This is a genomic window from Pseudomonas sp. 32A (assembly GCF_052682255.1).
In genome coordinates this window covers 1985888-1999108 of the sequence record NZ_JBQYLY010000001.1, presented here as the reverse complement: position 1 = coordinate 1999108, position 13221 = coordinate 1985888, and the positions used below count along the sequence as shown (strand labels likewise).

Below are 13221 nucleotides of genomic sequence, written 5' to 3'. Positions count from 1 at the left end.
AGCCAAGGCCCTTTGATAATGCGCAACCCCGTCGATACCGTGCCACCCCTGCCCCGCATCTACGCCCTGGACCCACAGGAAGCGGAACAGAGCTGGGACAGCGCGCCGCAACTGCTGGCGGCCCTCAATGCAGCCCGGCTGGGCGCCTGGAGCTGGGAAATCGATACCGGCCGGATCAGCTGGTCCCGAGGCACTCAGGCCCTGTTCGGCTTCGACCCGCGCCAGCCGCTGCCTGAAGACCTGGAGTACCTGGACCTGCTGGCCCCCGAGGACCGCGCCAAGGTGGTCCGGGCCTTTCATGCGGTGCTGGCCGGCGAACCCGCTGTCCAGGCCATGCACCACCGTATCCAATGGCCCGATGGCAGCCTGCACTGGCTGGAAATCAACGGCAGCCTGCTACCGGACAAGGCCGGGCGTCGGCGAATGATCGGGGTGATCCGCGAAATCACCCACCAGCGCGAGCGCGAACACGCCCTCAGCCATTCGGAAAAGCGTTTCGCCACCCTGTTTCACTTGTGCCCGCTGATGGTCCTGCTGACCCGCCAGACGGACGGCCTGATCAGCGAAGCCAACCAGTATTTCGAGAGCCTGTTCGGCTGGCCGTTGGCCGATGCCATTGGCCGCAGCACATTGGAGCTGGGCCTCTGGGTACACCCCGAACAACGCGCGCACCTGGTCAAGGCCACCCAGCGCAAAGGCGCCCCCATCACCATGGAAGTGCAGTTTCGCGCCAGCAACGGGCAGATCCACGATGGCACCCTCAGCGCCCAGAAAGTCGAGCTGGACGGCGAGGACTACCTGATCAGCACCTTCCTCGACACCACCGACCGCAAGAACGCCGAGCAAGCCCTCAAGGACAGCCAGGAACGCCTGGACCTGGCCCTGGACTCGGCACAACTGGGCACCTGGGACTGGCACATTCCCAGCGGCATGCTCTACGGCTCGGCCCGCGCCGCCCAGTTGCACGGGCTGGAACCCCAGCCGTTCCACGAATCCTTCGACGCTTTTTTTGAAGGCATGCCCCGGGAAGAGCGTGAGAGCATGCGCAATGCCTACCGGACCCTGCGCGAAGGCCCGGCGGGCAACTACCAACTGACCTATCGCGTGCAACTGGAAGATGGCAGTTCGCGCTACCTGGAAAGCCGCGCCCGCCTGTATCGCGATGAACTGGGCGTGCCCCTGCGCATGGCCGGCACGCTGCTCGACATCACCGACCAGGTCGAGCGTGAACAACGCCTGACCGCGTCGGAAGAAAAGTTCGCCAGCCTGTTTCTCGCCAGCCCCGACCCGATCTGCGTGACACGCCTGGAAACCGGTCAGTTTATCGAGATCAACCCGGCCTTCACTCAGACCTTCGGCTGGACCGCCGCCGAGGTGCTCAACAACAACGCCGAACAGATCGGCTTGTGGGATGAGCCCAGCAAGCGCCTGCAACGCATCGAGCAGGTGATTCGCGAACAATCCCTGAGCAACGTGGCAATCACCGTTCATCACAAGAACGGCCAAGCCCTTACCTGCGTGATCTCCAGCCGCCTGATCCAGGTCAGTGACCAACCCTGCATCGTCACCACCTTGCGGGACATCACCCAGCAGCAACGCTCGGAAGCGGCGCTCAAAGCCAGCGAAGAGAAATTCGCCAAGGCTTTTCATTCCAGCCCCGACGCGGTGTCGATCACCGAACGCGATACCGGGCGCTATGTCGAGGTCAACGACGGTTTCTGCCGCTTGACCGGCTACCGCGCCGAAGAGGCGATCGGCCTGACGCTGTACCAGATAGGCATCTGGGCCGACGAAAACCAGCGCTCTGCGTTATTGGCCGAGCTGCAGATCAAGGGCCGCATTCATCACCTGGAAATGCTCTGGCACAACAAGCGCGGCGAAGTGCTGGCGGTTGAAGTGTCGGTGGAACCCATCACCCTCAATGAAACCCCGTGCCTGCTGCTGACCGCCCGGGACGTGAGCCTGCTGAAAAACGCCCAGGCGCAGATTCGCCACCTGGCCTATCACGACCCGCTGACCAACCTGCCCAACCGCGCCCTGCTGATGGACCGCCTGAGCCAGCAGATCGCCCTGCTCAAGCGCCACAACCTGCGGGGCGCCCTGCTGTTCCTCGACCTGGACCACTTCAAGCACATCAACGATTCCCTCGGCCACCCGGTGGGCGACACCGTGCTGAAAATCGTCACCGCACGCCTCGAAGCCAGCGTGCGCATGGAGGACACCGTAGCGCGCCTGGGAGGCGATGAATTTGTGGTGCTGCTCAGTGGCCTGGAAGGCTCGCGCCTGCAAGTCAGCGCCCAGGTTTCGGAGTTGGCCGATACCCTGCGCGAACTGTTGTCCGAACCGATGTTCCTGGATGGCCAACGCCTGCAAGTCACGCCGAGCATCGGCGTGGCGCTGATCCCTGATCACGGCTCGACCCCGGCAGACTTGCTCAAGCGCGCCGATATCGCGCTGTACCGGGCCAAGGACTCGGGGCGCAACACGATCCAGATGTTCCACAACAGCATGCAGAAGACCGCCAGCGAGCGGCTGCGTATGGAAACCGACCTGCGCCTGGCCCTGTCCCGCGGAGAATTCAGCGTGCACTACCAACCGCAAGTGGATGCCCGGGGCAACCGGATCGTCGGCGCCGAAGCTCTGGTGCGCTGGCAGCACCCGCAGTTGGGCGCGCAATCGCCGGCTGAATTCATCAAGGTGCTGGAAGACAGCGGGCTGATTCTGGAAGTCGGCACCTGGATCCTCGATGAAGCCTGCGGGACCTTCGCGCAACTGATCGCCGAGGGCTTGGTGGACCCGCTGAATTTCAGCCTGTGCGTGAACATCAGCCCACGGCAGTTTCGCCAGAACGATTTCGTCGAGCGGGTGGAGCGCAGCCTGCGCACCCACCAACTGCCTTTTACGCTGTTGAAACTGGAAATCACCGAAGGCATCGTGATTCAAAACCTGGACGACACCATCAGCAAGATGCGCCGTCTGAAAAAGCTCGGCGTGAGCTTTGCGATGGATGATTTCGGCACCGGCTATTCGTCACTGACCTACCTCAAGCGCTTGCCGGTGGATGCGCTGAAAATCGACCAATCGTTTGTGCGCGATGCGACCCATGACCCCAACGACGCGGAAATCATCCGTGCGATTGTGGCCATGGCCCGCAGTTTGAATCTGGAGGTGATTGCCGAGGGTGTGGAAACCACCGAACAATTGGCGTTCTTGCAGGGGCTGGGGTGTCATTTGTACCAGGGGTATTTGCATAGCCGACCGTTGCCGGTGGAGGGGTTTCGGCAGTTGCTGGTCCAGGCCGGGCCGCGGTCTCTAAACCAACTTTAGCGCGGTGCCATCTTCACGCATCCAGCCCGATGTCCGCAGTCGGGTTGGGGACCCGTAATCATCTAACGCGCCATCAACCACGACCACGGAGTGCCGAAAGTTCGCCAGCGTCCCGATCACACCACCGGCCAACTCCTGCACGCTGCTCTGACGCGTAAAGGCGTACAACCCCAGACGCCGCAGCGCATCACCCGGGCTCTCGCCATCATTGAGCGTGCCCATGGCCGCCTCAAAACTCGCGGCGGCGCGAAACTCGTGATTCTCCATTTGCGCCCGCTTGGCACTGACGGCGTACAGGAAATTCGCATCCTTGAGCAGTCCGCTGTCTGGGCCCTTGAAATGTGAGCCTTCCCGGGCCTTGTTCAGCTCGTCATGGGTCAGGTGCAGCGTACAGCCGTCGCGCAGGGTCACGGTAAAACCGTCCCGTGTCGGGGTGATGCTTTTATAGATGCCTCGGGGATTTTGACCGTACTTCATCATCGCCGCCTTGATCGCGGACACCGTGACGCAATTACCCTCGACCCCTTGATAAAATCCGCCCCAGATATCGGCAGGCTTGATGCCCACCGGCACATCCGAGGTTGGCGAAACGACGGCGCTTGAATCAATCGGTAATCCGGCAGGTATCTCACCGGCGAGCATGTAGCCATACGACCTGGCGACAGGGGCTTTACTTCCAGCGCTGTGCTGTACGCCCTCCAGGACAAAGGCGCTCGAATAGCCAAAGGTATTGATCACCCCGGCAGCACCCCGCGCCTGCATCTTGTCGGCGGCGACCAAGCGCAAAAAGCCGATCATCCCAAGATCCTTCAAGACCCTGTAGGGCGTATCGCCTTTTAGCGCGCTTGATAAAGACCGTTCAAAGGCGTTGTCCGGGGCAGGATCAAAGCGCGTCAGTTGCCTGCGTTTTACATAGGCCGCCCACATGAAGTTGGCCTGGCTCACTGCGTCCCGGTCAGGCCCGGCGAACCGCGACGCTTCGCTCGCCTGCGCCAATTCCTGCTGGGAAAGGTGAATCGCGAAACCATCCTTCATCGTGATGTCATAGCCACCGCCTGCCGGGGTGACGCTCTCAAGCATGTCCGTGAGGCTTTGGCCAAACCTCAGCATGATCATCTTGATCACGGCGGCATGGCTGCTGACATCAAACGACTCGCCAAACCTGGGTTCAACCGCATTAAAACCATTCAGGATCCCCGCGGGTTTCTCGGCGTGGTGCCTCGTCTGCCCAGCGCTGTCCAGCACGTAGACGTAAGGTCGGTCGGGGCGGTATTGACGGTCAAACCGATGCGCGACCCCGTTACGGATCAATGAGGCCCCAAAGTCGTGAGCTTCCATCACGCCAACGGCGTCCTTGCCGACAAGCTGGTGCGAAGGGAGCCGCCGCATAAACCGCTTCATCCCCATGCCTTTGAGCAGATTAAAAGCAGTCTCGCCCTGGAGAGACGCCGACAACGCTGCATCAAAGTGGCGGTTGATACTGCTGTCAGCGCTGGACAATTGTTTGCGTTTGATAAAGACCGCCAACGCAAAATTCGCATTCTCCATCGTGCCTGAATCACTGCCGACAAATCTCGACGCCGCTGTTGTACGGCGTAACTCATGCCCGGAAAGATGCAACGTGTAGCCATCTTTCAGAGTGACAACGTAACCATCGCCGACGCGCCTGACCTCGCTGAACATATCCACGGGGCGTGGGCCGAACGTGACCATCATCATCTTGATGACCGCCGAATGGCTGCTGGTATCAAAGTGTTCAGCAAACCTTCCCTCGGTAGAACTGAAGGCACTGACACTATCGGCGGGCCTTTTTTCAGCTTCCTGCTCACCAGGGAACACGTTGAACCCGACATTCATCGCAAAACCAGCGTTCAAAACAGTCATGGTCATGACCCTCAAAAAAACCACCACATGCCGGGCCTGTTGTTCGCCCCGGGAGAACGTCAGACCAATGCGATGGCATCCCCGAAACGCGGCGGTCCTCCTTTCCTGCCGTAGTACTCCTCACATCCATCGACCACAGCCACCGAGTGAGCATCCCTGTTGACCATCCCTATCATCGACTTATCTCGGAAGGCGCTGACCGATACTGTCTTCATGTGATTGCGCAAGCCCAGTCGCAGGAAGCCTTCCCCCGCCCCGCGCTCGTCTTCACCATCGTTGAGGCTATGTACGGCGGCATCAAAGCTCCTCGCTGCACGCCCATCGTTGTTTTCCATTTGTGCCCGTTTGGCGCTGACAGCAAACAGAAAGTACGCGTCCTTGAGCATGCCGGGGTCACGCATCGGGACAAACCTTGAGCCCCTTATCGCGGTGGCCAGTTCATGTTTTTTCAAGTCCAGCCTGAATCCGTCCCGCATCACGACGTGATAACCGTCACCTACGGCTTGAACAGAGCTGAAAATATCGGTCGGGCTCTGCCCAAACTTCATCATCGCCGCCTTGATCGCCGAAATGGTCACGCAATTGCCGTCGGGGCCTTGGCGAAATCCATTCCATATATTGTCGGGCTTGGCGCCATTGCGCTTATCGGAAAGATCAGGAAGCCGCAGTGGGGTTGGAGCAGGTAGTGGTACGTCCGGCTTGGGCACCACAGCGAGCTGGGCCGCAGGCGTTACCTGAGTCGGAGCGATGTTTGTCTGCTCCTTGCCTGTGAGCAGACTTTGCAACTGCGTAAAAAACTGGGTGAACAGCTCAAGAAGCTTCGCTAATACCGGCGCGTCGCTGGCGGTGTTACCCACACCACCTTGACCTTTATTAACGAGCGATGAGGAGGTCTGCCTATCTACGCTTACCTGCTCAACCGGAACCGATCGCCGTGGTGTGCAGGTTTCCAGGTGTTGGTAATAGTTGCCGAGCTTTCCCGCATTGTTAATTTCTGAACACGACATATAACTATCCTTCTCCAAGGGCTCCCCGGCGTTTATTGGCCGGGAAGCGCTTTATTGAAAAAACCAGAGGAAGTCGCTGACTTACCTGTTCACTCGGCGATCAGGATTGGAACGCCAGTCGTTGTCATAAGCCCGGCGCCTGCCTGTGGTTTCCAGCACAAAGTCATCCTCGGCCGGCCCGGGTGCGGTAATGTCCGGCGTCGGTGTGCCCGGCTTCGGCAGGATTGGCGCGTCTGGATTCGGCGAGACCGGCACGTCTGGATTCGGCGAGATCGGCGCGTCCGGCTTCGGCGAGACGAGTACCGTCGGTGCATTGGGCTTCGGCGGTACGGGGGCGCGTGTATTCGGTACATCCGGGTGAGGGCAATGGCAGTTCATCACCTGGACCGTGACGTTTACATCGGAATTGCTCCTGTTGTTCACTTGCACGTCTTTGTGCAATGTGGGTTCCCGGAAGCGGAATTCCGTCAACGTCTGGGGCTTTGGCGTTACGGTGAGCGTGGAATTCGGGACCGCTGGATTGTTTGCCGGCGTGTCTTTCTGCGTAGACACCTCAGGATTAGTCCCGGCCTTGTCCTTGAGTACCGTCTTCAGCACTTCCGCTTGGGTCCCGGCCATATCTTTGAGCACCGTCTTCAGCACTTCCGATTGAGTCCCGGCCTTGTCCTTGAGTGCCGTATTCAGCACAGTGGCCTGACTGCCAGTCTTATCCTTGACCAGGGCATCGCCCTCTCTCTCGGGTTTAGGCTGTGGACCTGCATCGGGTATCAACCTGGGCATCGCACCCTGACCGGACAGCATGTTCCGTATAGTCTTAAAGGCATACTCAAACATCTCGAACAACTTCTCGAGTGCATCTTTATTTAAGGTAACTGTTCCGTCCGACCCAATGGCGGGATTATTCTTCAATAATGTACCGGCCGTAGGTGCCGGCTTTTCACCCGCGTTCTTATCGACAGACCCTGGCAGCTCCGTACTTTGCTGATTGAAGTCATTATTCAAGCGAGAGAAGTTATTGACCGAAAAATGAGACATAAATAATTCCTTATTCAGTGATTGCCAAAACGCCGTCAGCGGCCTGGAACAGACCGTCCGGGTTCTGGACTGGAAACAAACCCAAGTGCTGCACACTCGCTACTTTCGTGGGTGTTGCGGGCATCGGGTTCCGAAACTCAGCCTTCACATAAGGAAATCAAATGAAAATCGAGACGTTATCCTATGGACTTTCCGGAATACATCGTGCTTTACCGGTCTTCGCAGTGGGCAAAACAGATATATCAGGCAACAGTCAGGGATTAAGGCAAATTGCTGAAATCACTCGCTCACACAAACCCATCTAGCCTGTGTTATTGCGCGCTCTCTAATACCCAAACTAATAAAAATTCAAAATATCACCATTCAACCAAGCAAGACTTTGTAGCAAACAAGAAGTCCGCTCACATATATAAAGCAACTAAAAATCGACACGGCAACCCAACAGCGACCTTTCTTCTCACGGCACAACGCTTTATTACACGCAAAAAAAGGGCGCCCATGGCGCCCTCGATGACTGAATTGAAACGTTTATATATATGAACTTAATTTTGCAGCGCCACCGAATCCGGTACCCCCAGCAATCGTCCTACCTGCTCCAGGTCGGTTTCCCGACGCATCTGTGTAAATAGTTCGACCGCTTCGGGATAGTTACGGGTCAACATGGCCAGCCATTGCTTCAAGCGTCCCGGCGCCTGGCGCTCGGTCAATTGCTCGACGGATTGCCGCCAGAACTCATGAAGCATGGGCTGCATTTGCGCCCAAGTCATCTCCACCACCTCTTCCCCTGCCCGCGCGGCAGCAATCTGCCGAGCCAGGTCGGGGCGAGCCACCAGGCCGCGGCCGAGCATGATGTCTTCCACACCGCTGATTTCCCGGCACCGTCGCCAGTCTTCAACGCTCCAGATATCACCGTTGGCGAACACCGGCACCTTCACCACCTCCTGTACGCGCGGGATCCACTCCCAGTGCGCCGGGGGTTTGTAGCCGTCGACTTTGGTGCGGGCGTGCACGACGATATGCGCCGCGCCGCCTTCGGCCAGGGCCGTGGCGCACACCAGGGCACCGTCCGGGCTGTCGAAGCCCAGGCGCATCTTGGCGGTGACCGGAATATGGGCCGGCACCGCACGCCGCACGTGCTCGACGATCTGGTTGAGCAGTTCCGGTTCCTTGAGCAATACCGCTCCGCCACGGGACTTGTTGACGGTCTTGGCCGGGCAACCGAAGTTCAGGTCAACCACCTGCGAGCCCAGCTCACACGCCAGGGCCGCGTTTTCCGCCAGGCACACCGGGTCTGAACCGAGTAACTGCACACGCAGAGGCACGCCGGCAGCGGTCCTGGCACCGTGCAGCAACTCAGGGGCGAGCTTGTGGAAATAGGCAGGCGTCAGCAGGCGGTCATTGACCCGGATGAATTCGGTCACGCACCAATCAATACCGCCGACCCGGGTCAGCACGTCCCGCAGGATGTTGTCGACCAACCCCTCCATGGGCGCCAAAGCAATTTGCATGGAAAACACTCAACGAAAAACGTGGCGCAGTTTACGGGTTTCAGGCGCCGGAGGGTAACTCGCCTTGCAGCGCCGGGCCGTAACCTTCAATAAATTCCGACGGCATGCGCTTGGGCTTGCCGCTGGACAACTCGATGCAGACAAAGGTGGTTTGCGCCCGCAGCAAGGTGGCGCCGTCACGGGGGCGTACCAGCTGGAAGCGTCGGGTCATTTTCAGGCGCTGGTCCCAGTCGACGATCCACGTCGCCAACTGCAACTCGTCGCCTTCGTAGCCGGCGGCGAGGTAATCGATCTCATGGCGCACCACGGCCATGGCGCGGTCCAGTCGGCGGTACTCGGTAAGGTCCAGCCCCAGGCGCTGGGAATGGCGCCAGGCGCAGCGTTCCAGCCAGGACACATAGACCGCGTTGTTGGCGTGCCCCAGGCCGTCGATGTCTTCGGCACCGACCTGAAGATCGATGATAAACGGCGTTGCCAAATCCCAGCCCATGCAGTGCTCCCGGTCGATTAATGTCGGCGGCGAGCAGTGTAACCCATGGTTCAGGCGGTTTGGCGCTCCGGCACGTGGCGGCCGGCGAGCAGCGCCAGGACGCCTTCGATCACGCGTGGATCTGCCAGCACCTTCTGGTGCCCGCCTTGCTCCAGGCGCAGCAGGCGGCTGTCGAACCAGGCGTCGTGGATCACCTGGCAGGCTTTGACCGAGACGAAGGTATCGTCTTCGGCATGCACGATCAGCCCCGGGATATTCATGTGATAGTGGGCGACGTCGAGGTGCTTGAGGGGCATGCCCATCGTCAGTTCCACCTCCTGGATAAACGCCGACCGCGCTCGCGCTGGCAGACCGACCATGCCGGCAAAGCCGCGCAATACATCGAGAAACCGCGAGGGTGCCGCGATGCTGACCAACGCCTCGGTGCGCAAGCCCAACTGCACCGCCAGCATCGCACTGGCGCCGCCCATGGAGTGACCGACGACCGCATGCAGCGGTGGCAGCTCGGCCGCGGCTTCCAGCATGGCGCGGGCAAACAGCAGCACATGGGCTTCGCGCCCCGGCGAACGCCCGTGGGCCGGACCATCCAGCGCAACCACCGAATAGCCCGCCTCCACCAGTGCCGTGATCAGGCTGGCGAACTGCGTCGGGCGCCCTTCCCAGCCATGCATCAACAACACTGCAGGGCCTTGGCCCCACTTCAGCGCCGACAGGCCGAAACGCAAAGTGATGCGCTCGGATTGCGCCAGCAGCGGCAGCTCCCAGTCACGGGGTGGCAAATCGCGAGGCGTCATGAACACTCGACGCATCTTGCTGGCAACGGTGTGCGGCGCCAGCCGGCCCAAGGTGCCATTGACGCCACGAATCCATTTCAACGTGCCCATCGCTCATTCCTCAGGCCAGAAGCCGTTTTTAACGCACTGCGGACTTGGCCGCACGCAACACACGGTCCGACAACTCACCCGGGCCCAGGGCGCGGGCCAGCGACAAGCCGCCGATCATCAGCGCCATGTCGGCCAGGGCCTTGTCGGTGTCTTCCGGGCTGGCGGCCAGCTGTGCGGCCATCAGCTCGCAGTGTTCGTTCAAGGCCTGGCGAAATTCGTCCGGCAGGCGGCTCATCTCGCCCACGGTGGCCGGGATCGGGCACGCCTGGGCGGTAGAGTCACGGTGCTTGCGCGACAGGTAGAACGCTGCCACCAGGGCGCGGCGCTCTTCACCGGTCAAGGTCGAGTCCATGTCATCGATGGACGCGCGACGCCGGGCCAACAACGCGGTGAAGGCCTCCAGCATCAGCGCATCCTTGCTTTCAAAGTGCGCGTAAAAACCACCGACGGTGAGCCCCGCCGCGCCCATCACTTCGCCCACACTCGGCTCGGCCGGGCCACGCTGCACCAGGGCGGCGCTGGCAGCTTGCAGAATACGTTCGCGGGTTTGCGCTTTTTTATCGTTCATCGTTGCCTCCGAATCTCATGCTTCGAATATTATTACCATAATAATATTTCGCAAGCCACCGGCATGACCATTGGTCAGAAGAACATTCAAGGAAGAGGAAGGAAGATTGGCCAAACGCCAGACAAACAAAAGGGCCATTCAATAATTGAATGACCCTTAAAAATCCCGCAGAGCGGGTAATCGTGGCGTCCCCTAGGGGACTCGAACCCCTGTTACCGCCGTGAAAGGGCGGTGTCCTAGGCCACTAGACGAAGGGGACACAAACCTTCTGTACAACTGATCAGCGCTGAGGACTGATCGAATTCAAGGACGGTGTGGCCAGACCTTGAACCTGTAAATTGGTGGAGCTAAACGGGATCGAACCGTTGACCTCTTGCATGCCATGCAAGCGCTCTCCCAGCTGAGCTATAGCCCCGGATTTTTCGCCTCGCGGCGCAGCAGACCTTTCGAACTGCTTGTTGAAACTGGCGTCCCCTAGGGGACTCGAACCCCTGTTACCGCCGTGAAAGGGCGGTGTCCTAGGCCACTAGACGAAGGGGACACAAACCTTCTATACAACGTGATCAGGCTGAGTCTGATCGAATTCAAGGACGCTGTGGCCAGACCTTGAACCTGTAAATTGGTGGAGCTAAACGGGATCGAACCGTTGACCTCTTGCATGCCATGCAAGCGCTCTCCCAGCTGAGCTATAGCCCCTCGTCGGTGAGGACGGGGCGAATCTTAATGGCGTATTCGAAACGTGTCAAATTTATTTTCAACAATTTTCAAAATTTTTTGCCGAGATAACAATCACTTACCGAGCAAACCCCGGAAAACCGGGGTTTGGCCATTACAACAGCAGGCTTAAGCGATAGCGCCCAGCAGCTTTTCCCATTCCTTGTTTTCTTTCTTCGACACACCACCCAGCAAATCAAGGGCTTGGCGCAGACGGAAACGGGTCAGGTCCGGGCCCAGAATTTCCATCGCATCGAGTACCGACACCGAACTCGCCTGCCCGGTGATCGCAGCAAACATCAACGGCATCGCATCGCGCAGTTTCAATTCCAGGGATTCAACCACCGCCTGGATAGTCGCGGTGATTGCATCCTTCTCCCACTGGCGCAGGCTTTCGAGCTTCCACAGGATCAACTGCATCAACTGGCGAACCTGATCAGCCGAGAGCTTCTTCGACTCAAACAGCTTCACGTCCGGGTTCACGCCACCGGCAAAGAAGAAGCTCGCCAACGGTGCAACCTGGCTGAACGTCTCCACCCTGCCCTGCACCAGCGGCGCGATCTTCATCATGTACTCGGGGTTCAACGCCCACTGCTGCACGCGGCTGGCGAACTCTTCCACCGGCAGGTCACGCAGCCACTGGCCATTGAGCCACGACAGTTTCTCGATGTCGAAGATCGGCCCGCCCAGGGACACACGGGACAGGTCGAAGTTATCGACCATTTCCTGCAGCGAAAACTTCTCGCGCTCGTCCGGCATCGACCAGCCCATGCGGCCCAGGTAGTTGAGCATCGCCTCAGGCATAAAGCCCATGCGCTCGTAGAAGGTCACCGAAGTCGGGTTCTTGCGCTTGGACAGCTTGCTCTTGTCCGGGTTACGCAGCAGCGGCATGTAGCACAGCTGCGGTTGTTCCCAGCCGAAGTACTCGTAGAGCAGGATCAGTTTCGGCGCCGATGGCAGCCACTCTTCGCCACGCAGTACGTGGGTGATGCCCATCAGGTGGTCATCCACCACGTTGGCGAGGAAGTACGTCGGCAGGCCGTCGGTCTTCATCAGCACTTGCATGTCCATGCGGTCCCACGGGATCTCGACGTCGCCACGCAGCATGTCCGGCACCACGCACACGCCTTCGCTCGGCACCTTCATGCGGATAACGTGCGGCTCGCCGGCGGCCAGGCGCTGGGCCACTTCTTCCTTCGACAGCAGCAGCGCGCGGCCGTCATAGCGCGGGGTTTCGCCACGGGCCTGTTGCTCGGCGCGCATCTGGTCCAGCTCTTCGGCGGTGCAGAAGCACGGGAAGGCGTGGCCCATGTCGACCAACTGCTGGGTGTACTTTTTGTAGATGTCGCTGCGCTCGCTCTGGCGATACGGGCCGTGTGGGCCGCCGACATCCGGGCCTTCAGCCCAGGTAATGCCCAACCAGCGCAGGGCATCGAAAATCTGCTGTTCCGACTCACGGGTGGAGCGCAGTTGATCGGTGTCTTCGATCCGCAGGATGAATTCACCGCCATGCTGCTTGGCAAAGCAGTAGTTGAACAAGGCGATGTAAGCAGTACCTACGTGGGGATCCCCAGTAGGCGATGGCGCGATGCGCGTGCGGACGGTGGTCATGGCGGGTCTCGAATTGGCGATAAAACTGAAAATGAAACAAGGGGCGAATGGTAACAGCCCCAAGCCCTTGGGCTCCAGCGTGGGGAGGCGAACAAAGGGCATATGAGACAAGCTCCGGTCTCAAGTCCCGCCATGGCTATTTGCCAGACGGTTCGCTGGCTATATTCCATTACCTTTTGTTACCGACATGATC

Annotated in this window: 9 protein-coding genes and 4 tRNA genes; 1 reads left to right on the top strand and 12 read right to left on the bottom strand. The window is 59.6% G+C overall.

The window, feature by feature from the left end:
* The first annotated feature begins 18 nt into the window (after window positions 1–18).
* Window positions 19–3327 carry an EAL domain-containing protein gene (locus ACUN0G_RS09200; RefSeq protein ID WP_445573184.1) on the top strand — a complete coding sequence of 1103 codons (3309 nt, stop codon included), beginning with the start codon at window positions 19–21 and terminating at the stop codon, window positions 3325–3327.
* Here the strand turns inward: ACUN0G_RS09200 and ACUN0G_RS09195 are convergent.
* From ACUN0G_RS09195 to gltX, 12 genes are all read right to left on the bottom strand, one after another.
* A complete protein-coding gene (locus ACUN0G_RS09195; RefSeq protein WP_445573183.1) occupies window positions 3313–5211 on the bottom strand; it encodes a hypothetical protein in 1899 nt (632 codons plus the stop codon). The two genes, ACUN0G_RS09200 and ACUN0G_RS09195, sit on opposite strands and share 15 nt — an antisense overlap.
* 59 nt (window positions 5212–5270) lie before the next feature.
* Window positions 5271–6218, bottom strand: coding sequence for a hypothetical protein (locus ACUN0G_RS09190; RefSeq protein WP_445573182.1), 948 nt, complete (start codon window positions 6216–6218; stop codon window positions 5271–5273).
* A gap of 81 nt (window positions 6219–6299) precedes the next feature.
* The gene (locus ACUN0G_RS09185) at window positions 6300–7253 is read right to left on the bottom strand and encodes an adhesin (protein WP_445573181.1); all 954 of its coding nucleotides are present in this window, start codon (window positions 7251–7253) and stop codon (window positions 6300–6302) included.
* Between the two features lie 542 nt (window positions 7254–7795).
* A complete protein-coding gene (locus tag ACUN0G_RS09180; RefSeq protein ID WP_445573180.1) occupies window positions 7796–8761 on the bottom strand; it encodes a tRNA dihydrouridine synthase in 966 nt (321 codons plus the stop codon).
* A 40-nt stretch (window positions 8762–8801) separates the two neighbouring features.
* Window positions 8802–9251: an acyl-CoA thioesterase gene (locus tag ACUN0G_RS09175; protein WP_093199400.1), complete on the bottom strand. Its 450-nt coding sequence runs from the start codon at window positions 9249–9251 to the stop codon at window positions 8802–8804.
* 50 nt (window positions 9252–9301) lie between these two features.
* The gene (locus ACUN0G_RS09170) at window positions 9302–10135 is read right to left on the bottom strand and encodes an alpha/beta hydrolase (protein ID WP_445573179.1); all 834 of its coding nucleotides are present in this window, start codon (window positions 10133–10135) and stop codon (window positions 9302–9304) included.
* 28 nt (window positions 10136–10163) lie between these two features.
* Window positions 10164–10703, bottom strand: a complete 540-nt coding sequence (locus tag ACUN0G_RS09165; protein WP_017478788.1) for a TetR/AcrR family transcriptional regulator — start codon at window positions 10701–10703, stop codon at window positions 10164–10166.
* A gap of 183 nt (window positions 10704–10886) precedes the next feature.
* Window positions 10887–10962 (bottom strand) — tRNA-Glu (locus ACUN0G_RS09160).
* 80 nt (window positions 10963–11042) lie between these two features.
* Window positions 11043–11118, bottom strand: a tRNA-Ala gene (locus ACUN0G_RS09155).
* A gap of 50 nt (window positions 11119–11168) precedes the next feature.
* Window positions 11169–11244, bottom strand: a tRNA-Glu gene (locus tag ACUN0G_RS09150).
* Window positions 11245–11323: 79 nt separating this feature from the next.
* Window positions 11324–11399: transfer RNA gene (locus tag ACUN0G_RS09145), tRNA-Ala, on the bottom strand.
* 147 nt (window positions 11400–11546) lie between these two features.
* On the bottom strand, window positions 11547–13028 hold the full coding sequence (gene gltX, locus ACUN0G_RS09140) for a glutamate--tRNA ligase (protein WP_093199413.1): 1482 nt from the start codon (window positions 13026–13028) through the stop codon (window positions 11547–11549).
* Window positions 13029–13221: the final 193 nt, after the last annotated feature.

Coding starts and splice junctions, on each gene's coding strand:
- ACUN0G_RS09180 (WP_445573180.1), bottom strand. CDS start 8,761: ATGCAAATTGCTTTGGCGCCCATGGAGGGGTTGGTCGACAACATCCTG.
- ACUN0G_RS09170 (WP_445573179.1), bottom strand. CDS start 10,135: ATGGGCACGTTGAAATGGATTCGTGGCGTCAATGGCACCTTGGGCCGG.
- ACUN0G_RS09200 (WP_445573184.1), top strand. CDS start 19: ATGCGCAACCCCGTCGATACCGTGCCACCCCTGCCCCGCATCTACGCC.
- ACUN0G_RS09165 (WP_017478788.1), bottom strand. CDS start 10,703: ATGAACGATAAAAAAGCGCAAACCCGCGAACGTATTCTGCAAGCTGCC.
- ACUN0G_RS09195 (WP_445573183.1), bottom strand. CDS start 5,211: ATGACTGTTTTGAACGCTGGTTTTGCGATGAATGTCGGGTTCAACGTG.
- gltX (WP_093199413.1), bottom strand. CDS start 13,028: ATGACCACCGTCCGCACGCGCATCGCGCCATCGCCTACTGGGGATCCC.
- ACUN0G_RS09185 (WP_445573181.1), bottom strand. CDS start 7,253: ATGTCTCATTTTTCGGTCAATAACTTCTCTCGCTTGAATAATGACTTC.
- ACUN0G_RS09190 (WP_445573182.1), bottom strand. CDS start 6,218: ATGTCGTGTTCAGAAATTAACAATGCGGGAAAGCTCGGCAACTATTAC.
- ACUN0G_RS09175 (WP_093199400.1), bottom strand. CDS start 9,251: ATGGGCTGGGATTTGGCAACGCCGTTTATCATCGATCTTCAGGTCGGT.